This is a genomic window from Paractinoplanes globisporus DSM 43857, from assembly GCF_000379645.1.
GTDB lineage: Bacteria > Actinomycetota > Actinomycetes > Mycobacteriales > Micromonosporaceae > Actinoplanes > Actinoplanes globisporus.
Map to the genome: position 1 here is coordinate 1 of NZ_KB903316.1, position 24,937 is coordinate 24,937.

Annotated in this window: 27 protein-coding genes and 2 tRNA genes; 14 read left to right on the plus strand and 15 right to left on the minus strand. The window is 70.1% G+C overall.

Annotated features, from left to right (window positions below; genetic code table 11):
- Positions 1-181: 181 nt before the first annotated feature.
- The 6 genes from A3CQ_RS0129290 to A3CQ_RS0129315 all read right to left on the minus strand — a co-directional run bounded on the left by A3CQ_RS0129290 (position 182) and on the right by A3CQ_RS0129315 (position 5,928).
- The gene (locus tag A3CQ_RS0129290; protein ID WP_026206322.1) at positions 182-976 is read right to left on the minus strand and encodes a carbon-nitrogen hydrolase family protein; all 795 of its coding nucleotides are present in this window, start codon (positions 974-976) and stop codon (positions 182-184) included.
- Between the two features lie 417 nt (positions 977-1,393).
- Positions 1,394-2,686 carry an ATP-dependent Clp protease ATP-binding subunit ClpX gene (gene clpX / locus A3CQ_RS0129295; protein WP_020514517.1) on the minus strand — a complete coding sequence of 431 codons (1,293 nt, stop codon included), beginning with the start codon at positions 2,684-2,686 and terminating at the stop codon, positions 1,394-1,396.
- A 301-nt stretch (positions 2,687-2,987) separates the two neighbouring features.
- On the minus strand, positions 2,988-3,653 hold the full coding sequence (locus A3CQ_RS0129300) for an ATP-dependent Clp protease proteolytic subunit (protein WP_020514518.1): 666 nt from the start codon (positions 3,651-3,653) through the stop codon (positions 2,988-2,990).
- Positions 3,654-3,664: 11 nt separating this feature from the next.
- Positions 3,665-4,297 carry an ATP-dependent Clp protease proteolytic subunit gene (locus tag A3CQ_RS0129305; RefSeq protein ID WP_020514519.1) on the minus strand — a complete coding sequence of 211 codons (633 nt, stop codon included), beginning with the start codon at positions 4,295-4,297 and terminating at the stop codon, positions 3,665-3,667.
- Between the two features lie 170 nt (positions 4,298-4,467).
- Positions 4,468-5,817 carry a trigger factor gene (gene tig, locus A3CQ_RS0129310; protein WP_020514520.1) on the minus strand — a complete coding sequence of 450 codons (1,350 nt, stop codon included), beginning with the start codon at positions 5,815-5,817 and terminating at the stop codon, positions 4,468-4,470.
- Positions 5,818-5,854: 37 nt separating this feature from the next.
- Positions 5,855-5,928 (minus strand) — tRNA-Pro (locus A3CQ_RS0129315).
- 130 nt (positions 5,929-6,058) lie between these two features.
- Between A3CQ_RS0129315 and A3CQ_RS0129320 the strand changes: the two genes are divergently transcribed.
- A tRNA-Gly gene (locus A3CQ_RS0129320) sits at positions 6,059-6,132 on the plus strand.
- A gap of 1 nt (position 6,133) precedes the next feature.
- On the opposite strand, the gene A3CQ_RS0129325 is transcribed toward A3CQ_RS0129320, so the two are convergent.
- A complete protein-coding gene (locus A3CQ_RS0129325) occupies positions 6,134-6,865 on the minus strand; it encodes a helix-turn-helix domain-containing protein (protein WP_020514521.1) in 732 nt (243 codons plus the stop codon).
- A gap of 64 nt (positions 6,866-6,929) precedes the next feature.
- Between A3CQ_RS0129325 and A3CQ_RS0129330 the strand changes: the two genes are divergently transcribed.
- From A3CQ_RS0129330 to A3CQ_RS0129380, 10 genes are all read left to right on the plus strand, one after another.
- Positions 6,930-7,436: a hypothetical protein gene (locus A3CQ_RS0129330; protein WP_020514522.1), complete on the plus strand. Its 507-nt coding sequence runs from the start codon at positions 6,930-6,932 to the stop codon at positions 7,434-7,436.
- A 300-nt stretch (positions 7,437-7,736) separates the two neighbouring features.
- On the plus strand, positions 7,737-8,057 hold the full coding sequence (locus A3CQ_RS0129335; protein WP_020514523.1) for an ArsR/SmtB family transcription factor: 321 nt from the start codon (positions 7,737-7,739) through the stop codon (positions 8,055-8,057).
- A complete protein-coding gene (locus A3CQ_RS0129340; RefSeq protein WP_020514524.1) occupies positions 8,054-8,575 on the plus strand; it encodes an SRPBCC domain-containing protein in 522 nt (173 codons plus the stop codon). The genes A3CQ_RS0129335 and A3CQ_RS0129340 overlap by 4 nt, the downstream gene beginning before the upstream one ends.
- A gap of 196 nt (positions 8,576-8,771) precedes the next feature.
- Complete coding sequence (locus A3CQ_RS0129350) at positions 8,772-9,407, plus strand: GntR family transcriptional regulator (RefSeq protein WP_020514526.1); 636 nt, start codon at positions 8,772-8,774, stop codon at positions 9,405-9,407.
- A gap of 61 nt (positions 9,408-9,468) precedes the next feature.
- Positions 9,469-11,073, plus strand: a complete 1,605-nt coding sequence (gene atzF / locus A3CQ_RS0129355; protein ID WP_020514527.1) for an allophanate hydrolase — start codon at positions 9,469-9,471, stop codon at positions 11,071-11,073.
- Positions 11,073-11,765, plus strand: a complete 693-nt coding sequence (biuH, locus tag A3CQ_RS0129360) for a biuret amidohydrolase (RefSeq protein ID WP_020514528.1) — start codon at positions 11,073-11,075, stop codon at positions 11,763-11,765. Before atzF ends, biuH begins: the two co-directional genes overlap by 1 nt.
- Position 11,766: 1 nt before the next feature.
- On the plus strand, positions 11,767-12,432 hold the full coding sequence (locus A3CQ_RS0129365; RefSeq protein WP_020514529.1) for a cysteine hydrolase family protein: 666 nt from the start codon (positions 11,767-11,769) through the stop codon (positions 12,430-12,432).
- Positions 12,433-12,434: 2 nt separating this feature from the next.
- Positions 12,435-14,060, plus strand: coding sequence for a SulP family inorganic anion transporter (locus A3CQ_RS54465; RefSeq protein ID WP_020514530.1), 1,626 nt, complete (start codon positions 12,435-12,437; stop codon positions 14,058-14,060).
- A gap of 59 nt (positions 14,061-14,119) precedes the next feature.
- A complete protein-coding gene (locus A3CQ_RS0129375; protein ID WP_020514531.1) occupies positions 14,120-14,491 on the plus strand; it encodes an AtzH-like domain-containing protein in 372 nt (123 codons plus the stop codon).
- 28 nt (positions 14,492-14,519) lie between these two features.
- Positions 14,520-15,395 carry an SDR family oxidoreductase gene (locus A3CQ_RS0129380; protein ID WP_020514532.1) on the plus strand — a complete coding sequence of 292 codons (876 nt, stop codon included), beginning with the start codon at positions 14,520-14,522 and terminating at the stop codon, positions 15,393-15,395.
- Here the strand turns inward: A3CQ_RS0129380 and A3CQ_RS0129385 are convergent.
- Complete coding sequence (locus A3CQ_RS0129385; RefSeq protein WP_020514533.1) at positions 15,388-16,029, minus strand: hypothetical protein; 642 nt, start codon at positions 16,027-16,029, stop codon at positions 15,388-15,390. The genes A3CQ_RS0129380 and A3CQ_RS0129385 overlap by 8 nt on opposite strands.
- 97 nt (positions 16,030-16,126) lie before the next feature.
- Between A3CQ_RS0129385 and A3CQ_RS0129390 the strand changes: the two genes are divergently transcribed.
- Together A3CQ_RS0129390 and A3CQ_RS63080 are read left to right on the plus strand one after the other, a co-directional pair.
- Entirely contained in the window at positions 16,127-17,353 is a 1,227-nt protein-coding gene (locus A3CQ_RS0129390) for a GNAT family N-acetyltransferase (protein WP_020514534.1), read from the plus strand.
- Positions 17,354-17,586: 233 nt separating this feature from the next.
- On the plus strand, positions 17,587-17,874 hold the full coding sequence (locus A3CQ_RS63080) for a hypothetical protein (RefSeq protein WP_245577372.1): 288 nt from the start codon (positions 17,587-17,589) through the stop codon (positions 17,872-17,874).
- Between the two features lie 11 nt (positions 17,875-17,885).
- Here the strand turns inward: A3CQ_RS63080 and A3CQ_RS0129400 are convergent, their stop codons facing one another.
- Genes A3CQ_RS0129400 through A3CQ_RS0129415 form a run of 4 tightly spaced genes read right to left on the minus strand, consistent with a single transcriptional unit; the run spans position 17,886 to position 20,702 of the window.
- Positions 17,886-18,359: a ribose-5-phosphate isomerase gene (locus A3CQ_RS0129400; protein ID WP_020514536.1), complete on the minus strand. Its 474-nt coding sequence runs from the start codon at positions 18,357-18,359 to the stop codon at positions 17,886-17,888.
- Between the two features lie 12 nt (positions 18,360-18,371).
- The gene (locus tag A3CQ_RS0129405) at positions 18,372-19,283 is read right to left on the minus strand and encodes an alpha/beta hydrolase (RefSeq protein WP_020514537.1); all 912 of its coding nucleotides are present in this window, start codon (positions 19,281-19,283) and stop codon (positions 18,372-18,374) included.
- Complete coding sequence (locus A3CQ_RS0129410) at positions 19,283-20,479, minus strand: DUF1015 family protein (RefSeq protein WP_020514538.1); 1,197 nt, start codon at positions 20,477-20,479, stop codon at positions 19,283-19,285. The genes A3CQ_RS0129405 and A3CQ_RS0129410 overlap by 1 nt, the downstream gene beginning before the upstream one ends.
- A gap of 10 nt (positions 20,480-20,489) precedes the next feature.
- Complete coding sequence (locus tag A3CQ_RS0129415; RefSeq protein WP_020514539.1) at positions 20,490-20,702, minus strand: hypothetical protein; 213 nt, start codon at positions 20,700-20,702, stop codon at positions 20,490-20,492.
- A gap of 184 nt (positions 20,703-20,886) precedes the next feature.
- Between A3CQ_RS0129415 and pepN the strand changes: the two genes are divergently transcribed.
- Positions 20,887-23,448: an aminopeptidase N gene (gene pepN / locus A3CQ_RS0129420; protein ID WP_026206325.1), complete on the plus strand. Its 2,562-nt coding sequence runs from the start codon at positions 20,887-20,889 to the stop codon at positions 23,446-23,448.
- On the opposite strand, the gene A3CQ_RS0129425 is transcribed toward pepN, so the two are convergent.
- The 3 genes from A3CQ_RS0129425 to ctaJ form a co-directional block, all read right to left on the minus strand.
- Positions 23,445-24,026 carry a Uma2 family endonuclease gene (locus tag A3CQ_RS0129425; RefSeq protein WP_063713622.1) on the minus strand — a complete coding sequence of 194 codons (582 nt, stop codon included), beginning with the start codon at positions 24,024-24,026 and terminating at the stop codon, positions 23,445-23,447. The two genes, pepN and A3CQ_RS0129425, sit on opposite strands and share 4 nt — an antisense overlap.
- A 137-nt stretch (positions 24,027-24,163) precedes the next feature.
- Positions 24,164-24,580, minus strand: a complete 417-nt coding sequence (locus A3CQ_RS0129430) for a DUF5130 family protein (protein WP_020514542.1) — start codon at positions 24,578-24,580, stop codon at positions 24,164-24,166.
- On the minus strand, positions 24,567-24,842 hold the full coding sequence (ctaJ, locus tag A3CQ_RS0129435; protein ID WP_020514543.1) for an aa3-type cytochrome oxidase subunit CtaJ: 276 nt from the start codon (positions 24,840-24,842) through the stop codon (positions 24,567-24,569). Before ctaJ ends, A3CQ_RS0129430 begins: the two co-directional genes overlap by 14 nt.
- Positions 24,843-24,937: the final 95 nt, after the last annotated feature.

Here is a 24,937-nt window from a genome sequence, read left to right on the forward strand (position 1 = left end):
CGGGCAGCGCAGGCGGGCAGCGCGGACAGGCAGCGCGCGGACGGGCAGCGCGGACGGGCAGCGCAGGCGGGCAGCGCGGACAGGCAGCGCGCGGCGCGGGCGGCGCGGGCGGGCAGGCAGCGCGCGGACAGGCAGCGCGCGGCGCGGGCGGCGCAGGCGGCGGGCGGCGCAGGCGGCGGGGTCAGAGGCGGCGGTTGGCGAGGCTGGGGAGTTCGGCGCGGATCCTGTCGAGCCGGGGCATGTCGAGGTCGGCGGTGGCGATGGTGATGTCGTCGGGGGCCTGGGCCAGGACGGTGCCCCACGGGTCGATGACCATGCTGCGGCCGAAGCAGGTGCGGGAGGGCTCGTGGTCGCCGATCTGGCCGGCGGCAATGACGTAGCACTGGTTCTCGATCGCCCGGGCCCGGAGGAGGACCTCCCAGTGGTCGCGGCCCGTGTGCATCATGAACGCGGCCGGGACAACCAGGACCCGGGCGCCGGCGATCGCCAGGCGGCGATACAGCTCGGGGAAACGCAGGTCGTAGCAGATCGACAGGCCTACGGGGACGCCGGCGATCTCGGCCACCACGGTCTCGGCGCCGGGGGCGACCGAGCGCGACTCCTGATACGAGACGCGGCCGGCTATCTCCACGTCGTACAGGTGAATCTTGCGGTAGGTCGCGGTCAGCTCGCCCTGGGGCGAGAACACCAGCGAGGTGTTGTAGGTGTGCTCGTCGTCGGGGCCGCTCTCGTGGAACGAGCCGGCGTGCACCCAGATCCCGAGCTCGCGCGCGGCGCGGCCGAAGAACTGCGCGAACTCGCCATCCGCCGATTCCGGCTTCGGGGCCGTCTTGCCGGGTCCGAGATAGTCGACATACTCCGGGAGCACGGCCAACTCGGCACCGGCCCCCGCCGCCCGCTCGAGCAGGTCCCGCGCGACCCGCAGGTTCTGGTCGCGATCCTCACGTGAGTTCAGCTGACACACCGCAACGCGCATGCCTCGGAGCCTACGTTCGCTCCCGCACCAAGCGCACGCCATGAAGGCGACCCACCCATGCGCACATCGCGACCGCCCGGCCCCGGGCAGATACGCGGCCGTCGGCCACAAGCGCGCGGCTCCCGGTCGGCGGGCACACGCGGGAGGGCGGGCCGGCCAAGCGCACAAAAGAACCCCGCCCGGCGGCCGCAGCGGGAGGACGGGCCGGCCGAGCGCACAAAAGAACCTCGCCCGGCGGCCGCATGCGCCGCCTATCCGGCGAGCGTCAGTCGCGGAACTCGAGCCGACGAGCTCGGTACAGATAGCGCGAAGCGCCGCGCGGGTCTCAACCCGTGGCGGCGCCAAGAGGGATCGAGTACGGGAAACGCAACGCGCCGCGGCGGGAACTGACCCGGCGCGGCGCGGAAGCGGTGGAGATCAGGCGGACTTTTCCTCGCGGTCCGCGCGGCGGCGGCGGCCGACGAACTCGCGCGGGACGATCGTGGGGTTCACGTTTTCGAGGACTACCTCGCGGTTGATGACGACTCGCGCGGCGTCGGGGTTGCTGGGGACCTCGTACATCACGGAGAGCAGAACCTCTTCCATGATGGCGCGCAGGCCTCGGGCGCCCGTGCCGCGGAGCATGGCCTGGTCGGCGATGGCCTCCAGGGCGCCGTAGTCGAATTCCAGCTCGACGCCGTCCAGCTCGAACAGGCGCTGGTACTGCTTCACGTACGCGTTGCGCGGTTCGGTCAGGATCTTGATCAGGGCCTCGCGGTCGAGGTTTCGCACCGTGGTGATGACCGGGAGGCGGCCGATGAACTCGGGGATCAGGCCGAACTTCAGCATGTCTTCCGGCATGACCTTGCTGAAGATGTCGTCGGTGTTGCGTTCCGAGATCGAGCGGAGGTGCGCGCCGAAGCCGACGCCGCCGTGGCCGACGCGGGACTCGATGATGCGGTCGAGGCCGGCGAAGGCGCCGCCGACGATGAACAGCACGTTCGTCGTGTCGATCTGGATGAATTCCTGGTGGGGGTGCTTACGGCCGCCCTGGGGCGGAACGTTGGCGACCGTGCCCTCGAGGATCTTGAGCAGCGCCTGCTGGACACCCTCGCCCGAGACGTCGCGGGTGATCGACGGGTTTTCGCTCTTACGGGCGATCTTGTCGACCTCGTCGATGTAGATGATGCCCTGCTCGGCGCGCTTGACGTCGTAGTCGGCGGCCTGGATCAGCTTGAGCAGGATGTTTTCCACATCCTCGCCGACGTAGCCGGCCTCGGTGAGCGCGGTGGCGTCGGCGATCGCGAACGGCACGTTCAGCATGCGGGCCAGAGTCTGCGCCAGGTGAGTCTTACCGCAGCCGGTGGGGCCGATGAGCATGATGTTGGACTTGGCCACCTCGACGTCGCTACCGCCGCCGGGGGCACCGCTCGACTCGGCCTGGATGCGCTTGTAGTGGTTGTAGACGGCGACCGACAGGGCTTTCTTGGCCTGTTCCTGCCCGACCACGTAGTTGTCGAGGAAGGCGCAGATCTCCATCGGCTTGGGAAGCTCTTCCCACTTCACCTCGCCGGTCTCGGCCAGTTCCTCTTCGATGATCTCGTTGCACAGGTCGATGCACTCGTCGCAGATGTACACCCCGGGGCCCGCGATGAGCTTTTTGACCTGCTTCTGGGACTTCCCACAGAAGGAGCACTTCAGTAGGTCGCCGCCGTCGCCGATCCGTGCCACCTACGTTCTCCTTGAGCTCATCGGCCGACTCGCGCCGAAACCAGGTCGAGGGCGTAACGCCCCGTTGCCATCCCATCGTCTGCCGAACCGCGTAACTGAGGCTGCATGCTCGACGTTACCCGCAAAGGGGCGGTTCTCCGACCCCCCAAAACGGGCGTGTCAGGGGTCGGCCAGTCTAGCGTGCACCGGCCGGCCCCTGTCAGCTCAGTCCCACCGCCCCGCCGCCGCCCTTGAGCGGCCACGAGGCAGTCCATCCAACCACCTCGCCGCCGCATTTGAGCGGACCCGGGGCGATTTTTCGTCAGCTGCCGGCGCCGACAGACTGAAGGCTCTTCTTACGGGTGGCCAGGACGACGTCGACCAGGCCGTACTCCTTGGCCTCGTCAGCCGTCATGATCTTGTCACGGTCGATGTCCTTGCGGACCTTGTCGACCGGCTGACCGGAGTGGCGAGAGATCATCTCCTCGAGCTGGGTACGCATCCGGAGGATCTCGCGGGCCTGGATCTCGATGTCCGATCCCTGGCCGTAGCCGCCCTCGGTGGCCGGCTGGTGGATCAGCACCCGCGAGTGCGGCAGCGCCATGCGCTTGCCCGCGGTGCCACCGGCCAGCAGGACCGCGGCGGCCGAGGCGGCCTGGCCGAGGCAGACCGTGGAGATGTCCGGACGGACGTACTGCATGGTGTCGTAGATCGCCGTCATGGCGGTGAACGAGCCACCCGGGGAGTTGATGTACATCAGGATGTCGCGGTCGGGGTCGGAGCTCTCCAGCGTCAGCAGCTGGGCCATCACGTCGTTGGCCGACGCGTCGTCCACCTGGACGCCGAGGAAGATGATCCGGTCCTCGAACATCTTGTTGTACGGGTTTGTCTCCTTCATCATCCCGTTCGAGGAGCGCTCGACGAAGGACGGGAGAACGTAGCGGTTGTGCACCGGAGCGAACCCGGGAGGCATGGTCAGGTCGGTCATTGTTCTGCTCCTCAGTTCAGCGTTCCGGCGCCATCGGTGACCTCGGCGGCCCCGGTGATCACCTTGTCGATGAAGCCGTAGTCCTTGGCCTCCTGCGCCGTGAACCAGCGGTCACGGTCGAAGTCGGCAGCGATCTGCTCCTGGGACTGACCGGTGTGAAACGCGATCCGCTCCTGGAACATGCGCTTGGTGTAGAGCATCTGCTCGGCCTGGATGGCGATGTCGGCGGCCGTGCCGCCCATGCCGCCGGACGGCTGGTGCATCATGATCCGCGCGTGCGGCAGGGCGAAGCGCTTGCCGGCCGCGCCCGCGCAGAGCAGGAACTGCCCCATCGAGGCGGCCATGCCCATCGCGACGGTCTGCACGTCGTTGTCGATGAACTGCATGGTGTCGTAGATCGCCATGCCCGAGTAGACCGAGCCACCCGGGGAGTTGATCCAGAGGTGGATGTCGCGCTCGGGGTCCTCGGCGGAAAGCAGCAGCAGCTGCGCGCAGATGCGGTTGGCCACCGCGTCGGTCACCTCGCTGCCGAGGAAGATGATGCGCTCCCGCAGCAGACGGTTGAAGACCGAGTCGTCGAGGTTGCCACTGAGTGTGTCGCCGCCGCGCAGCAGGGGGCTGGCGGGGATGTGGAGATCGGTCATGGCAGCCCTTCACAGCTGACTGTGTCGGCCGACGTTCCGGCCGGCAGGTTGTCCGTCGTACGACCAACCTAACCGGTCGAATGAGCATCAGCTTCCCGCTCGGGCAGGTGTTCGCTGACAGCGCACGGGCCCGGCCGGACAGAGCCGGCCGGGCCCGTAAACCGATCAGCTCAGTGGTTGTGACCCTCGTGCTCGGCCTCGGACGCGGCGCGGAGGTCCTCGAGGGTGAGGACGTTGCCGTCCGAGTCCTTCATCTCGACCTGCTCCATCACCGAGGCGAGCGCCTTGCCCCGGCGGACGTCGCCGAAGACCGCGGCCGCCGCGCCCGACTGGACGAGCTGGTCGTAGTACTGCTGGGGCTGCATCTGGGCGCGCTGCGCCCGGTGCACGATCTCGTGGCCGAACTCGTCGTCGGAGACCTGGACGTCCTCGGCGTCGGCGATCGTGTCGAGCAACAGCTGGATCCGGACGCCCTCCTGGGCCGCCTCGGTCAGCTCCTCGTCGATCTGCTCCTCGGTCTTCTCCTCCGAGGTGAGGTAGTCCTGCAGGGTGGCGCCGATCCGCTCGAGCTGGTCGGTCATCGCCTGCTTGCGGCCCTCGACCTCGTCCTTGACGACGCCCTCGGGAGCCGGGATGTCGGCGGCCTCGACGAGCTGCTTGAGAGCCTCGTCGCGGGCCGCGTAGATCTGCTCGACCTTCTTCACCCGGGAGAGGCGCTCGCGCAGGTCGCCGCGCAGCTCCTCAAGGGTGTCGAACTCGCTGGCGAGCTGGGCGAACTCGTCGTCGATCTCGGGCAGCTGCTTGTCCTTGACGCTGCGGACGGTCACCTTGACCTCGGCGTCCCGGCCGGCGAAGTCGCCGCCGACGAGCTGGGTGGTGAAGGTCGCGTCGGAGCCGGCCACCAAGCCGACGAGCACCTCGTCGAGGCCGGGAAGCAACTGCTTGCTGCCGACCTCGTGGGAGATGTTCGTCGCCGAGCCGCCCGGCACCTCGACATCGTCGACGGTCGCGTTCAGGTCGAGCTGGACGTAGTCGCCCTCGGCGGCCGGCCGGTCGACGGTCTTCAGCGTGGCGAACCGCTCGCGCAGGCCGTTGATCTGCTCGTCGATCTCGTTGTCGCCGATCTCGACGGCCGGCACGGTCACCGAGATGGTGGCGAGGTCGGGCACCGTGATCTCGGGGCGCACGTCGACCTCGGCCGTGAATTTCAGCGGCGCGTTGTCGGCGAACTCGGTGATCTCGACCTCGGGGCGGCCGAGGGTCTTGACGTCATGCTCGCGGACCGCGGCGAGGATCTGCGCCGGAATGGCTTCCTGCACGGCCTCGTTGAGGACCGCGCCGCGGCCGACCCGCTGGTCGATCACGGCGGCGGGCACCTTGCCACGGCGGAAGCCCGGCACCTGCACCTGCGCGCCGATCTCCCGGTACGCCTTCTGCAGGCTCGGCTTGAGCTCGTCGAACGGCACCTCGATGGCGAGCTTCACCCTGGTCGGGCTCAGAGTCTCGACGGTGCTCTTCACAGGCGTACTCCTTGTTGCTGCGGATAGTTTGTCTCAGTCGGGGTGGCGGGATTTGAACCCACGGCCCCTCGCTCCCAAAGCGAGTGCGCTACCAAACTGCGCCACACCCCGTGGCGGTGGTCAGTGTATGCGGTCCGCTTTCATGCACGTGCGACGGAGTCACCTAGTGGGGACTCCGGTTCGCACAGGCGGGAGATGATTCAGTAAGCTGGCGGGCGTGCTCCCGGCTGGCCGGGCTCACGCGGGCGTAGCTCAATGGTAGAGCCTCAGTCTTCCAAACTGATTACGCGAGTTCGATTCTCGTCGCCCGCTCCATCTATATCCCCTGGTCAAGGTCTCTTCGCAGGGCCGCCGGGGTGCGGCCGGTCTCGGCGCGCACGGCCCGGGTCATGTGCGCCTGGTCGGCGAATCCCACCCGGACAGCCACGCCGGCCAGATCGGACGAGTGCGGCAGCTCGTCGAGCGCGGTCCGCACCCGCAGCCGCCGGCGGTAGGAGTTCAGCGTGCAGCCGGTCACGCGGTGGAACGTCCGCGACAGGTACCACGGCGACCAGCCGACCGCGGCCGCCAGGGCTCCAAGATCACGCGACGGGTCGAGGTGCAGCAGGGCACGCACGTCGTCGATCGCCGGATGCGCCGCGGCGGAGGAAGCCGGGAGCAGCGCCGCGATCAGGTCGGCGACCAGATCGGCCCGATCGGCGGGGGCGGCGGCGAGCAGCCGGCGATGGGCCAGGTCCGCGATCGGCGAGACCCGCACAAAAGGACCGAATCGATCGGCCAACTCGTCCGAGATGTGGATCGAGGTGCAGACGTCCCCACCGCCCGGGTGCGAGATCTGCTGCGCCTCGCCGCGCCGCTGCCGGTAACCGGTCGTCACGTCGGCCAGGGCCGCGCGTCCATCGGCCCGCCGCAGGAAGACGCCGCGCCGGATCAGCACGAGTGCGGCGCCGTCGACCTGCTCCTCCGGGCTCCACGCGTGCCCACCCGGGCAGCGCACCGCCGCCACCCGCGCGAGCGGCGACTCCAGCAGCACCCGGTGCTCCAGCACAAGGACCAACCTAACGACAAAACCCTTCAAGACGCCGTACGCGGTGAGCACCGACCCTGGCGACATGGGCATGACTGAGGAGCTCGCCGCGGCCGGGCCGTGGCCGGGGCACGAGCAGGAGATGGATCTCTACGGCCGACTCGTCGGCACCTGGGACGTCACGAACCGTTACTTCGTGGAAGAAAAAGATGAGTGGGTCCACGGCACCGTCGTGTGGACGTTCGGCTGGGCACTCGGCGGGCACACCGTGCAGGACGTCATGTGGTTCACCGGTCCGGGCGCGGACGGCTATCCGCGCCGGGACACCGGCAGCACGGTGCGGCACTACAACCCGGCCGGCAAGACCTGGGCGATCGTCTGGTTCTCCCCGCTGGGCCGGGTCACCAAGCTGACCGGACGCGCGGCCGACGACGGCGGCATCGTGCAGGAGGGCACGCAGACCGACGGCCGACCGATCCGGTGGCTGTTCACGGAGGTCACCGCGGAGAGTTTCCGCTGGCTGGGATACATCTCCGACGACGAGGGCGAGACCTGGCGGCTCGAGCAGGAGATGTTGGCGAAGCGCCGCTGACCGTTTATGGGGCACAGCGCCGGGCCGCCACCCGGCGCTGTGCCGTCTCAACTCCGACGGAGAGGAAGAACTCCGCCGCCAAAGCGAGGTCGAACACCCCGAGTGACGGGGTGTGCCGGCGGAACTGGGGAGCGCTTCCAGCTTGAAGGTTTCCAGTAATTCCGGCCGCCAACGTAACGCCCACCTTCGATGCGCGTCTATTAGGGGTTTCTTAAATCTGACCGGGGATCAGCGAGCGGTCACGGAGCGCTATGCGCCGCGGGCTTGACATGTGACCTTCTGGTCACATAACTTAGCGTCATGGATGACGACGACCGGGTGTTCAAGGCGCTGGCCGACCCGAGCCGTCGATTCCTGCTCGACCTGCTCTTCGAGCGCGACGGCCGCACCCTCGGCGATCTCGAGTCCGAGTTGGAGATGACGCGCTTCGGTGTCGCCAAGCACCTCAAGGTGCTCGAGGAGGCGGGTCTCGTCGTCACGCGCCGGTCCGGCCGGGAGAAGTTGCACTTTCTCAACCCCGTGCCGATCCGGCTGATCCACGACCGATGGATCGACAAGTACACGGAGCACCACGTCACGACCCTCGTCGATCTCAAGCACGCACTGGAGGAAGAGACATGACGGACACGGCCACCGCGCTGACCACCCAGGTCTACCGCGTCTGGATCAAGGCGACACCGGAGCGGATCTGGGCCGCGATCACCGACCCCGAGTGGAACTCGAGGTACGCATACCAGGCGCCCAGCTACTACGAGCTGCAGAAGGGCGGAGCGTTCCACGCGACCGCCACCAAGGACATGAAGGACTACGCCGCGTCACAGGGATTCGAGGTGCCCGACACGATCATCGACGGCGAGGTGCTCGAGTCCGAGCCGCCGCGGCGCCTGGTGCAGACCTGGCGGATGCTGATGGACCCGTCCACGGCGGGTGAGCCGTTCACCACGCTGACCTTCGAGATCGAGGACGCCAAGATGCAGGCCGGCGTCTGCAAGCTGACCATCACGCACGAGCTGACCGGGGCCCCCGCCACGGCCGCGATGGTGGCGGGCACCGACGACATGGGCGCGGGTGGCGGCTGGGCCTGGATTCTCAGCGACCTCAAGACGTTCCTCGAGACGGGCAAGAACTTCGCGGAATGAGCATCATCCGTTCCGGCCCTACGGCACGGAGGGCCGGAACGGTAGTGTCCGCCGGGTGACCTGGCTCTGGGCATCACTGATAGTGATCGGCATCGCCATGATCGCCGTGGCGGTGTGGCCGAGCATCCGCGGCGGGAAGAAGGAGACCCCCGGGGACACCGAGGCCGACTAGGGGCGGGCTGGCACACTTCCAGAGGTGAGCGACGAAGAGCTGGCGGCATACAGTCTCGTCGAGCTTGCCGTCGACCGGTTGCGGCGAGACATCCTGAGCGGACGGAACGACCCCGGCGAGCGACTCGTCGAGGAGCAACTGACCCGCCGCCTGGGCATCAGCCGGGCCCCGCTGCGCGAGGCCATGCGGTTGCTCGCCCAGCAGGGGCTGATCGAGCACATCCCCCGTCGCGGCGCGCGGGTGGCCACTCTCTCCGACGATGACGTACGCGAGCTGTACGAGGTGCGTGACGTCCTGGAGCGGCACGCCGTCGGCGGCATTCCGGCCGGGCCCGATCTGACCGGCCTGCGGGCCGCGCTCGACGTGATGCGCAAGGCGACCGAGGCCGGCGACCGCCCCGAGCTGGCGAACGCCCACCGCCGCTTCCACACCGAGGTCGTGCGGCTCTCGGGCAACCGGCAGCTCACCGACCTGTACGAGTCGGTCCTCGTCCGCATCCAGCTGTACATGGCGGTCAACATGCGCCGGGAGGCCGAGGTCGCCCGGGCCGAGGACGGCGTCCACCGGCACGAGCGCCTGTTCGCGGCGGTGGTGGCCGGCGATGTCCAGGGCATTCTGACGGCGCTGAGCGATCACGGCGCCCGCGCCTATCTGACGTAGCGAAACGGCGACGTTACAAACTGAAGCCAGTCCCGAAACAGGATTGTCGACAATCGACGATGTGGATGCACACGGGATCGTCGAGGAAGTCATCGCCGGGCTGGGCGGCGGCGAGGGTGTCTGGATCAGCACCTTCACGGCCGCCGAGCTGCACCGACGCGCGGACGAGATCGATCCGGCGCTTCCGCTGGCGGGCCTGCCGTTCGCGGTCAAGGACAACATCGACGTGGCCGGGCTGCCGACCACGGCCGCCTGCCCCGACTTCGCGTACCGCCCCGAGCGCCACGCCCCGGTCGTGCAACGGCTGGTCGACGCCGGCGCGATCGTGGTCGGCAAGACGAACCTCGACCAGTTCGCCACCGGGCTGACCGGCACCCGCTCGCCGTACGGGTCGCCGGAGAGCGTCTTCGGCGGGGGGCTCATCTCGGGCGGCTCCAGCTCCGGGTCGGCGGTGGCGGTGGCGAGCGGAGTCGTGCCGTTCGCGCTGGGCACCGACACCGCCGGCTCCGGCCGGGTGCCGGCGGCGCTCAACGGGATCGCCGGGGTCAAGCCGACCCGCGGGCTGCTCAGCACGCTCGGGGTGGTGCCGGCCTGCCGCTCGCTCGACTGTGTCTCGATCTTCGCGGGCGACGTGGCCACCGCCGAACGGGTCCTGCGCGTGGCGCGTGGATTCCACGCCGACGACCCCTGGTCGCGACGCGGGCACCGGCCATTGATCGCCGAGCCCCGCGTGGGCGTACCGGAAGAACTGGATTTTTTTGGGGACGCGGGGCAGGAGAAGGCGTTCGCGCGGTTCGCCGGCGATGCACGTGTCGACATCGGGCCGCTGCTGGAGGCCGGTGACCTGCTCTATCGCGGGCCGTGGGTGGCCGAGCGGCTCGCCGACCTCGGCGACTTCCTGGAGAAGAACCCCGAGTCGGTGCTGCCGGTGACCCGGCGTGTGCTCGAGACCGGGCACGGCTACAGCGCGGTCCAGACGTTCCGGGCGCAGCACCGCCTGCGGGAGCTCAAGGCCGCGGCCGACCGGATGTGGGAACGCGTCGACGTGCTGGCCCTGCCCACGATCGGCACCACGTTCACGCAGGCCGAGATCGCCGAGGACCCGATCGGGCACAACCTCACCCTCGGCCGGTACACGCAGTTCGCGAACCTGCTGGACATGGCCGCGGTGACGGTGCCGAACGGGTTCACCGAGGACGGCCGGCCCGCGTCGATCACGCTGTTCGGCCCGGCGTTCAGCGACGAGACGCTCCTGCTGCTGGCCCGCTCGCTGCCGGTCGACGATCGCATCACGATCGCCGTGGCCGGGCTGCACCTCTCCGGCGAGCCGCGCAACGGCGAGCTGATCGACCGCGGCGGCACGCTGCTCGGGCCCGCGCGAACCGCGCCCCGCTACCGCCTCTACCACCTGCCGTCCGGCGCGCCCGGACTGGTGCGGGTCGCCGACGGCGGCGCCTCCCTCGACGTCGAGCTGTGGCAGCTGCCGGCCGGCGAGGTGGGCGGCTTCCTGGCCGGCATCCGGGCGCCGCTCGGGCTGGGCCGGGTCGAGCTCGACGACGGCACCGAGGTCACCGGGTTCCTCTGCGAGGGATACGCGGCGGCCGGCGCCCCGGACATCACCGCCAGCGGCGGCTGGCGGAACTACCGGATGAGAGGAGCGAACTGATGACCGTAACGATCGGGCCGGTGCCGGCCGACCCGTACCCATGGCCGTACGACGGGTCGGTGCCCGTCACGAGGACGGCGCTGATCTGCATCGACTGGCAGACCGACTTCTGCGGCAAGGGCGGCTACGTCGACTCGATGGGCTACGACATCGAGCTGACCCGGGCCGGGCTGCCGGCCACCGCCCGGCTGCTGGCCCACGCCCGGGACATCGGGATGCTGGTCATCCACACCCGGGAGGGGCACGACCCGGACCTGTCCGACCTGCCGGCCAACAAGCGGTGGCGGTCGGCGCGGATCGGCGCGGAGATCGGCTCGGACGGGCCGCAGGGGCGGATCCTGGTGCGCGGCGAACCGGGCTGGGAGATCGTGCCCGAGGTCGAGCCGGTGGCCGGTGAAGTGGTGATCGACAAGCCGGGCAAGGGCGCCTTCTACGCCACGAATCTCGACCTGGTCCTGCGTACACACGGAATCTCGCATTTGATCTTGACGGGAATCACGACCGACGTCTGCGTCCACACGACGATGCGGGAGGCGAACGACCGCGGGTACGAGTGCCTGATCCTCAGCGACTGCACGGGAGCCACCGATCCGTCCAACCACACCGCCGCGCTGCACATGGTGACCATGCAGGGCGGGGTCTTCGGCTGCGTCTCCACCTCGGCGGACGTCATCAACGGGACGGAGTTCTGAGATGCCCATTGTCGACGCCCAGCCCGGGCCCTTCGCGTTCGATCCCGACTCCACCGCGCTGGTCGTCATCGACATGCAGCGCGACTTCCTGATGCCGGGCGGTTTCGGGGAGAGCCTCGGCAACGACGTGTCCCAACTGCGCCGGACGATCGAGCCGCTCGCGGCGCTGATGACGGCGTGGCGCGGCGCCGGGCTGCCGATCATCCACACCCGCGAGGGTCATCTGCCCGATCTGTCGGACTGCCCGCCGGCGAAGCTGAACCGCGGCGCGCCCAGCATGCGGATCGGCGACCCCGGCGCCTTCGGCCGGATCCTGATCCGCGGCGAGTACGGCCACGACATCGTCGACGAGCTCCAGCCGCTGCCCGGCGAGACGGTGGTCGACAAACCGGGCAAGGGAGCGTTCTATGCGACCGATCTGTCCGAAATATTGGACAAGCTGGGGACGAAAAGTCTGATCGTCACCGGCGTCACGACCGAGGTGTGCGTCCACACCACGGTCCGCGAGGCGAACGACCGCGGCTACGAGTGCCTCGTCCTGGCCGACTGCGTCGGCTCCTACTTCCCCGAGTTCCAGCACGTCGGCCTGAAGATGATCGCCGCACAGGGCGGCATCTTCGGCTGGGTCGCTTCATCCCCTTCAGTGATCGCTGCCATTCAGGAGTAGAGATGACCACTACCGCCGCCCCCGCGGCCAAACTGCCCTACTGGGTCCGCGGTGACACCAACGCCTTCTTCGGCTTCGGCGTCAACGTCCTGGTCAACGTCCTCACGCTCACCGGTCTCTGCATCGGCGTCATCAAGATGCCGGCTGGCGACGTCTTCGGCGTCATCCTGCCGGCGCTCGGCATCGCGCTGGTCGCCGGCAACATCTACTACACGTACCTGGCCCGGCGGCTCGCCGCGAAGGAGAACCGCACCGACGTCACCGCCATGCCGTACGGCCCGAGCGTCCCGCACATGTTCATCGTGATCTTCGTGATCATGCTGCCGATCTATCTGTCCACGAAGAACCCGGTGGCGGCGTGGACGGCCGGCATCGCGTGGGCGTTCATCATCGGCGTCATCGTGCTGATCGGGGCGTTCGTCGGGCCGTACATCCGGAAATATGCCCCGCGGGCGGCGCTGCTCGGCACCCTGGCCGGCATCTCGATCACCTTCATCTCGATGAACCCGGCCGGCAACATGTGGAAGGCCGCGTGGATCGCCCTGCCGGTCTTCGGCCTGCTCCTGATCGGCCTGCTCACCGACATGAAGCTGCCGTTCAACATCCCGATCGGGCTGGCCGCGCTGCTGGTCGGCACCGCGATCGGCTGGATCGGCGGGTACATGAGCGTGCCCGACGTGACCGCGGCGGCCAAGGACATCGCGTTCGCCTTCCCGCACGTGAAGATCAATCTGCTGATCGACGGCCTCAAGGACATGGCGCCGCTGCTGGCCACGGCCATCCCGCTCGGCGTCTACAACTTCACCGAGGCGATGACCAACGTGGAGAGCGCGGCGACGGCCGGCGACAAGTACAACCTGCGCAGCGTGCTGCTGGCCGACGGCGCCGGCGCGGTCATCGGCTCCTGCCTCGGCTCGCCGTTCCCGCCCGCCGTCTACGTCGGCCACCCCGGCTGGAAGGCGGCCGGCGGCCGGACCGGTTACTCGATGGCGACCGGCATCGTCATCGCGCTGCTCTGCTTCTTCGGCCTGTTCGGCCTGCTCGGCGCGATCTTCCCGACGCCGGCGATCGTGCCGATCCTGCTCTACATCGGCCTGCTGATCGGCGCGCAGGCGTTCCAGGCCTCGCCCCGGGCGCATGCCGCGGCCGTGGTCGCCGCGCTGATCCCGAACATCGCCCAGTGGGCCACCGGCCTGATCGACAACTCGCTGTCGGCGGCCGGCACCTCGGCCGCGCAGGTCGGCACCGACGCGCTGACCGGGGCCGGCGTCGTCTACGACGGTCTCAAGACGCTCGGCGAGGGGGCGATCCTGGCCGGCCTGGTGCTGGGCGCGATCGTCGCGTTCATCATCGACAAGCGGTTCTGGAACGCGGCGATCTTCGCGGGCGCCGGGGCCGTGCTGACCTTCGTGGGCCTCATCCACGCCGAGAAGGTGCAGTGGAACGCCGACGGCCAGGTCACGCTCGGCTATCTCTTCCTGGCCGCGGTCTGCGTGCTGTTCGCGCTGACCAGGCCGGCGCCGCGCACGCCCGACGAGGACGAGCTCAAGCTGCTGAGCGAGGAGGTCTCCGGCAACACGTTCACCGAGGCGCCCGCGGGTGGCGTGCCCGTTCCGGCCTCGTCCTGATGGTTCCGGTGGCCCGGCGATCCTTGGTCGCCGGGCCGCCCTTCTCGAGAGGAGCGAGCGTGGAGATCGACCGGCCCGATGTGATCGCCGAGGTCACGGCCGCCTTCGAGGCCTACGAGCGGGCCCTGGTGGCGAACGACGTCGAGGCGATCCTCGGTTTCTTCGCCGGGCGCGCGGTGCGCTTCGGCATCGCCGATCAGCAGGCCGGCCTCGAGGAGCAGGCCCGGTGGCGACGCGCGCAGGGCGGTCTGCCGCCGGGCCGTCGTCTCAAGGACACCACCATTCACGCGTACGGCGTCAGCACGGTCATCGTGACCACACTCTTCGGGTACCCGGGCAGCGACGTGCTCGGCCGCCAGTCGCAGACCTGGGTGCGCCTGCCCGAGGGCTGGCGAATCGTGCACGCCCACGTCTCCGAGCCGGCGGCATAGATCGCGTCTCGCGGGGCATCCGGTAGGCATGACCGATCCACGCGACAGGTACCCCGGGCCGGAACTCGACGGCGGCGACCAGCGGCCGCCCGGATCGACCCGGGCGATGCCCGACCGGCCCGACCACGGCGAGGAGAGCTACCGCGGCACCGGCCGGCTGACCGGGCGGAAGGCGATCATCACGGGCGGAGACTCCGGCATCGGGCGGGCGGTGGCCATCGCGTACGCGCGGGAGGGCGCCGACGTCCTCCTGTCGTACCTGCCGTCGGAGGAGACGGACGCGCGGGACACCGTCTCGTACGTCGAGAAGGCGGGCCGCCGGGCGGTGACCGTCCCGGGCGATGTCCGGGACGAGGCGCACTGCGAGGCGATCGTGGACCTGGCCGTGCGGGAGCTCGGCGGGGTCGACATCCTGGTGAACAACGCCGCCTACCAGATGATGGTGCCGGGCGGGATCACCGAGATCACCACCGAGCAGTTCGACCGGGTCATGAAGACCAACCTGTACGCGCTGTTCTGGCTCAGCCGGGCCGCGGTGCCGCACATGCGGCCCGGCTCGTCGATCATCAACACCGCGTCGATCCAGGCGTACCTGTCGTCGAGCGCCCTGCTCGATTACGCCACCACCAAGGGTGGCATCGTCGCGTTCACCAAGGCGCTCGCCGAGGACCTCGCCGACAAGGGCATCCGGGTCAACGCGGTCGCGCCCGGGCCGATCTGGACGCCGCTGATCCCGTCGACGATGACCGACGAGAAGGTCGCGTCGTTCGGCTCGGACACGCCGCTGGGGCGGGCCGGGCAGCCCGCCGAGGTGGCGCCGGCGTACGTCTACTTCGCGAGCGACGACGCCTCCTACACCACCGGCGAGGTGCTCGGGGTGACCGGCGGCAAGCCCGTCAGCTGATCTGGCCGCTCACCCAGTTCCAGGCGGTCATGACCCACTCGGTCTGTTGCAGGTCGGCGATGCCGACGCCGGCCAGGAACAGGGCGGTCATCAGGTGGGAACCGCGGGCCGTGCGGCGCACCCGGCCGAGGCCGCGCTCGAGCACCAGGTAGCCCACGACGCGGGCCAGGCAGAAGACGCCGACCGCGACGAGCAGGGTGACGATGAAGACGATCACCGAGGTGGCGAGCGAGCCGCCGCCGGAGAGCGCCCAGATGCCCCAGCAGACGAAGGCGAACAGCGCGGCCGCGGTCGTCCACTCGCTGCCGCGGCGCAGCTCGTTCCAGTTCCAGCTCATGCCGCGGGCCGGAGCCTGCGCGCCGGGCCAGCCCACGCCGGTGGGCTCGTGCTCGGCGAACTGGCGCTGGTGAGCCTGCGGGTTGACCCGCGCGCGGCCCTGCATGAACGGAGCCTGCGCCGGGTCGTCGCCGCTCGGGCCGGCCGCGGGGCTGCCGGGCTGCGTCTCCCAGCCCGATGGCGCCGCCGGGCCGGGCTGCGTGGCGAACCCCGGGCCCGGCGCGGTGGGCTGGTCGGCCCACGGGTCCTGCGGTGGCATGTCGAGCGTCCGCTCATACCGGTGCGGTTGCTCAGGCATCGTTCCCCCTCGGTTTTCGTCTTGCCGCCCCCACCACGACTGTAGCGAGCTGACAAATCGTTCGCTCTTACGCGACGAGTCCGTTACACAGAACGGCATGGACGAATCCGTGCGTCTACGCCAGGCCACCGCCGCGGACTTCGACGCGACCGTCGACCTGCTGGGCTATGTGTTCCACCACGACTACGACGACGAGGCCCGGACCCTCGAGCGGACGATCTGGGAACCGGAGCGCTCGATCGTCGCCGACGACGCGGGGGCGATCGTCGGTCATACCCTCGCGCTCACCCGTGATCTGACCGTTCCCGGCGCGGTCGTGCCGGCGGCGCACGTCACCGGCGTCGGCGTGGCGCCGTCGCACCGGCGGCGGGGGCTGCTGCGGGCCATGATGCACCGGCAGCTCACCGAGACGGCCGAGGCCGGCCGCGAGCCGATCGCGGTGCTCTGGGCCAGCGAGACCACGATCTACCCGCGCTTCGGCTACGGCCCCAGCGCCGGCTCGATGTCGCTCTCCGCGATGACCCGCGAGCTGCGCATCCGGCCCGACGCGCCGGGCGCCGACCTGCGGCTTCGCCTGGTCGACCCGAAAAAGGCGCAGGACGAGCTGGCCGCGATCTACGACACCGTGCGCGCCGGCCGGGTGGGCTGGTCGAGCCGTCCCCGCGGCTGGTGGGACTTCCTGCTCGCCGACCTGAAGGACAACCGTGGCGGCGCGACCATGCGGCACGGCGTGATCTGCGACGGCCCCGACGGCCGCCCCGCCGGGTACGCGACATGGCGGGTGAAGGGCAAATGGGACGAGTACGGCCCCGACGCCCAGGTTCGCGTCACCGAGGTCGCCGCCGACGACCCGGCGGTCTACGCGGCTCTCTGGCGCTTCCTGTTCGGCATCGACCTGGCCCGCAGCCTCGAGTACGACACGGCCGCCGTCGACGAGCCGCTCTACCTCCTGGTCGACGAGCCGCGGCGGCTGGGCCGCAAGTACGAGGAAGCCCTCTGGGTCCGCGTCCTCGACCTGCCGTCGGCGCTGGAGGCACGGCGCTACCTGACCCCGGTCGACGTGGTGCTCGAGGTGAGCGATCCGCTGCTCCCGGCCAACGAGGGCCGCTGGCGCCTCACCGGCGGCCGTGACAAGGCCGCCTGCGTCCGCACCGACGAGCCCGCCGACCTGGCCCTGAGCATCACCGACCTCGGCGCCCTCTACCTGGGCGGCACGTCCCTGGGCTCGCTGATCGCCGCGGGCCGCGTCAAGCCACTCACCGGCAACATTCCGGAGGCGGCCTTCGGCTGGCATCGCCTGCCGAATCCGATCGAGGTGTTCTGAGTGACCCGGGCGGCGGTACCGTCGGCGACATGGCCGAGCCCGAACGCCGACGCCGCCGCCTGCGTCCCTCTTCGTCGTCCACCCCGGCGGCCCCCGTGCCGCCCGCCGACGACGCGCCCCCCGTCCCGTCCCCGGGGCCGCACCTGACGGGCGATTCCGCGCGCGCGGCCTCGGCCTCCGCCGTCGCCACTACCGAGGGGACGGCACCTCCGCCCGGTGCTCCCACCGAGGCGATCGCCGACGAGACGCCGGCCGTGCCCGCCGAGCGCCCGCCGCGGGCCGTCCCGCCCCGGCGCAACGGCAATGGCGGCGGCAACGGATCGCCCACCGACGACCGGGAGGCCGAGCGAGGCCTGCGCGGCCTGGTCGGCTCCGGATCTTCCCAGGTCAGCGTGGGTGCGGCCCTGCGTGCCCGGGACGCGGCCCGGCCGACCGACAAGGATCTGGCCGACGCGGACCGCAATCTGACGATCGTCCGGCGCAACTGGGTGCCGCGTGAGGAACTGCCACGCAACCGCTGACGTGAGCCCGGTCAGGAAGCCGGCAATTCCGGCAGCTTGCGGTCGCTCTCGTACTCCGAGAGCTGGGCGATCCGGCGGGCGTGGCGCGGGTTTCCGGAGAACGGCGTGGCCAGGAAGGCGTCGACGAAGGACGTGGCCTCGTCGAGGGTGTGCTCGCGGGCCCCGATGCTGATGACGTTGGCATCGTTGTGCTGGCGGGCCAGCTGGGCGATCTCGACACGCCAGGCCAGGGCGGCGCGTACGCCGTCGATCTTGTTGGCGGCGATCTGCTCGCCGTTGCCCGAACCGCCGATGACGACGCCGAGCGAGCCCTCGTCGGCGACCACCTTGGCCCCGGTGTGCAGGCAGAAGGCCGGGTAGTCGTCCTCCGGGTCGTAGACGTGCGGTCCCACGTCCACGACGTCGTGGCCCTGCTTGGTCAGGTGGTTGACGAGGTGCATCTTCAGTTCGTAACCGGCGTGGTCCGAACCCAGGTAGACACGCATGGTCGCAGTCTCTCAGAAGGTCAGAGCCGCGCGCAGCGAGGACGCGACTTGGTCGGTCGCGGCGCGCGCGGCGTCGATCAGAGCCAGCTTGCGCGCGAAGCCGTGGTTGACGCCCATGTAGCGGGTGTGCACCACGGGAACGCCGGCCGCGAGCAGGGCGTCCGCGTAGTCGGCGCCCTCGTCGCGGAGCGCGTCGTACTCGGCCGTGATGATCAGCGTCGGCGGCATTCCGGACAGGTCGGGCGTCGCGAAGATGGCGGCGTCGGGACTCAGCCGCTGGAGCGGGTCGGGGATGAAGGTTTCCCAGGCCAGCTTCATCGCGGCCCGGTCCAGGCCGTATTCACCCACTTCGTCGTACGACGGCGAGGCGGTCATCGGATCCAGCGCCGGATAAATCAGGACTTGGTGGTCCAGCGGGGTGCCGGCGTCGCGCTGCCGCCTCGCGGCGATCGTGGCCAGCTGGGCGCCCGCGCTGTCGCCGCCGATGGCCAGGCGGGACACGTCCACACCGAGATCGGCCTTGCGGACGTACGACAGAACGGTCTCGGCGTCGTCCAGCGCGGCCGGGAAGACGTGCTCGGGCGCCAGCCGGTACCCGACCGACAGGACGGCGCAACCCGAGCGGTCGGCGATCCGGCGGCACGTCCGGTCGAAGGTCTCGATGCTGCCGTACGCCCAGCCGCCGCCGTGCAGGTAGACGAAGAGCGGGGCGTCGGGGCGGGTCGCGTAGAGCCGGCACGGCACGCCGTGCGCGTCGACGTCGACGACCACCGGCAGCGGGATGGCGGGGCCGCACTCGGCGTCGGTCGCGTCCTCCATCGCCTGACGAGCGAACTTCACCTGCTCGTACGGGTCGGCGGCGAGCACGTCGGCCGGAGGGCGGCGGCGGATCTTCGCCGCGGCCGTGACCTGGGGGTTCAGCATCAGTCGAGCTGCGAGAGGACGAGGCCGCCGCGGGCCTTGGGGGTGAACCAGGTGCTCTTGCGGGGCAGCTTCTGCCGTTCCAGGTTGACCTTGACGAAGTCGTCGACCGTGACCGGAGCGATCAGCACGGCCAGCTCGGCGTGGGCGGCGTCGACCTCGCCGCGCAGCCAGGCCGCGGGGTAATCGCCACCGATGTAGGCGATGCGCTTGTCGCCGGGGTCGAGACCCAGGACGTCACCGAGGAGTACCCGCTCCACCAGCGCGTGGTCGAGGTTCTCCACGGTCGGCAGGTTGGGGTCGGCGGGCAGGCCCACGGCGAACGTGCGGCCGGCCAGGTAGAGCTCGACCGTTCCCTTCGGCGGGATGCCGGCCGGGCGGGGCAGCTCGGTGACCGTGGCGCCGCGCTCGCGCAGCCGCCGCAGCAGCTCGTCGAGCGGCAGCGGCACCTCGCTGACCAGGCGGTTGTAGGGCTGGATGGCGACCGACCCGGGCGTGGTGACCACGGCGAGGAAGCGCGGGAGCCGGCCGGTCTGCGCGGCGAGGCTGCGGTGGTTGCCGTCGGCGACCACGAGCTCGCCGCCGCCGGCCAGCGCGGTCAGCTCGTCCTGCAGCGCGCCGGGGCCGACCGGCCAGATGGCGTGGGTGCGGCCGGACTGGTCGACGTCGGTGGCGGCGGGCTCGCCGGCCGCGTCGGTGGCGGCGGCCAGGGCCGCGTGCAGCTCGTCGCCCTTGGCGGTCTGCAGCAGGAGCACGGGAGAGAGCAGCGTCCCGAGGGCGCCGGCCAGGGCCACCCGCTCGCGCACCTTCTCGATGAAGACTTCCTCGTTGCGAATGACCAGGCCGGCCTCGTCGGCGCTCGCGGAGATCTGATCGGTGTCGATCATGCTCCACAGGCCGTACGCGGCGGGCTCGCCGGGCGCGGTGATCCGGTAGAGCACGACGACGTGCTCGGCCGGGACGTAGCTGCCCTCGGCGCGCTCCAGCGCGAGCCGGGCCACCGCGTCGGGGAGGGAGTCGGCGAAGGACTTGCCCACGGTCTCGGGCGCCAGGTGCGGCATCTCGACGGCGAGAGCGCTGTGCGAGTTGGCGGCGATGATGGCGGTGATTTCGGCGTCGTCGGCGAACTCGTCGTAGTTCTGCGCGCCGGTGGAGCCCTTGGTGAGCCAGGCCCGGCTGATCGGATGCACGACCGTCATGGGGCGCAACCTACCTGGTCGCCCGCTGGTGCCGGGTCACCGGCATGTTCCCGCGTGACCTGGCTAACTGTGCTTTTCGCCACGCCCCGAGCGGACGGCCGACCGGCGTCGCCGAGACGATCACGGGAGGTGCCACCATCGCGGCCATCTCGGGCGCGAGGCCCACCCAGTCGGCGCGCTGCACGGCGATCGTCGAGGACGCGATCGCCTCCGTATCGGCCATCTGTCCGTCTCCGCTCGTTCATGTCGGTCTCCGTTACCCCATCCAACGACCGGCACTCCCGGAGGGTGGTGCGATTCCGACTTTCTCGCCCTAATTTGGCCGCAGGTCCTCCGGGTGAGGTGCGCCACCCGGCCGCCGCTTAGGCTGGCAGGGAAAAGCTCGTGCGCTCTTAAGGAGAGTGGCTGTGGCCGGAGTTCGAAACTTGACCCAGGTGGAGGCCGCCGATCGCGCCCGCCTGCTCGAGGTGACCGGATACGACATCACGTTGGATCTGACCGACGGGCATGGCAATCCGGGCGACGGCACCTTCCGCTCCACCACGGTCGTCACCTTCCGCTGCGCCGAGCCCGGCGCCGAGACCTTCATCGAGACCGCGGCGGCCTCGGTGCGCTCGGCCACGCTGAACGGGTCTCCGCTCGATCTGGGCGGGTTCTCCGCCGAGAAGGGCCTCACGCTGACCGGCCTCGCCGCCGAGAACGAGCTGATCGTGGACGCCGACTTCGCGTACTCGGCGAGCGGCCAGGGCCTGCAGCGCAGCCTCGACCCGGTGGACAAGGAGATCTATCTCTACAGCCAGTTCGAGACGGCCGACGCGCAGCGGGTGTTCGCGTGCTTCGACCAGCCCGACCTCAAGAGCGTGTTCACCTGGCGGGCCACGGTGCCGAAACACTGGAAGGCCATCTCGAACATGCCGGTCGAGCGGGAGGAGCCGGCCGGCGTGGGCGCCAAGACCGTGCACTTCCAGACCTCGCCCAAGATGAGCACCTACATCGGCGCGATCTGCACGGGGCCGTACCACGAGGTGCGGTTCTCCCACGACGGCATCGACATGGGGTACTTCTGCCGCGCGTCCATGGCCTCGTACCTGGACGCGGACGATCTCCACCTGGTCACCACCCAGGGCTTCGACTTCTTCCACGAGCAGTTCGGCGTGCGGTACCCGCTGCCCAAGTACGACCAGCTGTGGGTGCCCGACTTCAACGCCGGCGCCATGGAGAACTTCGGCTGCGTGACCCACGCCGAGGCGCACTACATCTTCCGGTCGCAGGTCACCGACTTCGAGTACGAGCAGCGGGCGAACACGATCCTGCACGAGCTCGCGCACATGTGGTTCGGCGACCTGGTCACCATGCGCTGGTGGAACGACCTGTGGCTGAACGAGTCGTTCGCCGAGTGGGCGAGCCACTGGTGCAACTCGCAGGCCACCCGCTTCACCGACGCGTGGACGACCTTCCTGTCGGTCCGCAAGAGCTGGGGCTACCGCCAGGACCAGCTCTCCTCGACCCATCCGGTGTACACGGAGATGCCCGACCTCGAGGCGGTCGAGGTCAACTTCGACGGCATCACGTACGCCAAGGGCGCCGGCGTGATCAAGCAGCTCGTCGCGTACGTGGGGCTGGACTCCTTCCTCACCGGCCTGCGGTCGTACTTCGCGAAGCACGCCTGGGGCAACGCCACCTTCGACGACCTGCTCACCGAGCTCGAGGCGGCGTCCGGCCGCGAACTGCGCAAGTTCGCCGCCCAGTGGCTGGAGACCGCGCAGGTCAACACGCTGCGCCCGATCGTCGAGATCGGCGCCGACGGGACGTACTCGAGCGTCATCGTGAAGCAGGAGGCGCCGGCCGATTACCCGACGCTGCGCACGCACCGGATCGGGGTCGGCCTCTACGACCTGCAGGGCGACCGGCTCGTGCGCCGCGACCTGCTCGAGCTGGACGTGACCGGCGAGCGCACCGAGATCCCGGCGCTGACCGGGGTCCCCGCCGCGGACGTGCTGCTGCTCAACGACGACGACCTGTCGTACACCAAGCTGCGGCTCGACGAGCGGTCGATGGCCACCGTGGTCAACCACATCGCTGGGATCCAGTCGTCGCTGGCCCGCGCCCTGGTGTGGAACGCGGCGTGGGACATGCTGCGCGACGCCGAGCTCGCCGCCCGCGACTACGTGACACTGGTCTGCTCGGGCCTCCCCCGCGAGACCGACATCAACCTCACCACCTGGACGCTGCGGCAGGCCGCGAGCGCGGTCGCGCAGTACGCCGACCCGGCCTGGCAGGCGACCGGCTGGGCCAAGCTCGCCGAGCTGTCCCGCGGCGCGCTGGCGACCGCCGAGCCCGGCAGCGGCTGGCAGCTGAGCTGGGCGCGGTCGTTCGTCAGCGCGGCACGCACCCCCGACGAGCAAGCCGTGCTGCGCTCCTGGCTCTCCGGCGAGGACGTGCCCGAGGGCCTGGTCGTCGACACCGAGCTGCGCTGGGCGCTGCTGCAGTCGCTGGCCTCGCTCGGCGCCTCCTCGCTCGACGAGATCGAGGAGGAACTGGCCACCGACCGCACGGCCAGCGGCGAGCGGGAGGCGGCGGTGGCCCGGGCGCTCATCCCCACGGCGGAGAACAAGGCGACGGTCTGGGCCGAGCTGACCGGCGAGGCCGGGCTGCCGAACTGGCTCAACCGGTCGCTGCTGACCGGCTTCCAGAGCGTCAAGCAGGTGGCGCTCACCGCGCCGTACGCGGAGAAGTTCTTCGAGGTCGTCGGCGACGTGTGGGCGCGCTCGGACAGCGAGCCCGCGCAGGAGTTCGTGATGTACGGCTACCCCGTCTACCAGATCAGCGAGCAGACGATCGCGCTCACCGACGCGTGGCTGGCCCGCGACGGTCAGCCGGCGTCGCTGCGCCGCCTGGTCGCCGAGGGGCGCGACGGCGTGGTGCGGGCCCTGAAGGCCAGGGCCCGCGACCTCGCGGCCGCCGATTAGATCCAGGCCGCCGGGGCTATCCGGACCGGGTAGGGGGCGTCGAGCTTGACCGGCTCGGCGCCCTCGAGGCTGTGCTCGGAGCGATACCTTGAGCCGCTGAGGATGTACGTACGCAGCAGCGGGGTGGCGCGGCCCGGCTCGACCCGCCAGAACGCGTGGATGCCGGCCTCCGCGTACAGCGAGGGCTTGAGGATGCGGTCGTAGCGGCGGGTCGCCGGGGTCTCCACCTCGACGACGAGCGCCACGTCGGCCGGGTCGCTCCAGATCGCGCCGGACGAGCGCGGCCGCAGGACGGTGACGTCGGGCACCAGGTTGCTCTCGCCGCTGGTTCCGCCGTTTATGGCGATCCCCAGCCGGTCGCAGACCCACCAGCCGGGCGGCGCCGCTGAGCGCAGCGTGGTCACCACGGCACGCACCACGGCCTCGTGCGATTCCGGCGGCGGGGGCGCCGCGTGCAGACAGCCGTCGACGATCTCGTACCGATGGCCGTCGGGCGGGAAAAGGTGAAGATCGGGCTCGGTCCAGACGCCGTCCGGTGCGCTCCACCGGGGCGGCAGGCTCGCCACTTGACTCGTCATCACCAAGCGGACCACCTCCATCACTGGGGGTTGCCAGCCTACCTACACAGCGTTGTTACCGCCGCGTTTCCGGTGTTTTTCGCATATGACAAAAGGCTCTCACCCCCGACGGGTGAGAGCCTTTTGGGTGGTTTACGTCAGTGCCGACCGGCGTGCGAGGCCAGCTGGTCGATGCCGGAAAGGATGCCGCCGGCCAGGTCGCCGCCCGCGAACGCCGCGGCCATCGACAGGCCGGCCAGTTTCGCGTCCCGGTCGGAGATGCGCTTGCGCGCCTCGTTGCCGGTGACGATCTCCAGCTTGCGCTGGTTGGGCGAGACCGCGAGGAGGACGGCGTGGTCGGCGTCGTCGATCTCCTTGTGCAGCTTCTCCGCGTACTCGCGGCTCGGGGTCTCCAGCTCGCCGATGAAGACGCTGAACGTCAGGCCGGTCTGCTGGTCGGCCACCCGCAGTGCCTCGTCGAGGCGCAGCAGCTGGCGGGTCGTGAAGGGGCCGTCGGCGACCGGGTTGGGGTCCGCCGCGTGCTCGTGGGCCAGGGCAACCTCACCAGCTGTCACTTGCGCCTCCTACAGGGCCGGGGAGAACTCGGTGGCCGGTGCTGTCCTCGAGCACGGGGGCTTCGATCGCCCGGGCGTGGTGGTCGCCGGCGCCGACGGCCGTCCCGTGGACCTGTTCCGGCGAGGCCAGGAACCAGATCGGCTGGAAGTCGTACGGCCGGCCCGGGCGGTAGCGCTTGGTCCGCCGGGTGCGGTCGCTGCCCGCGAACACGAGCGACGCCACCACGAGGATGATGGCCGCCGGAATGACCAGGAAGACCAATACGGTGTTTGATATCGACAACCTCAACGCCCCCAGGCGCCAGCGTTCCATTTGATCCGAACAACAGTCACGGTAGCGGAGACCGGGACGCCCCG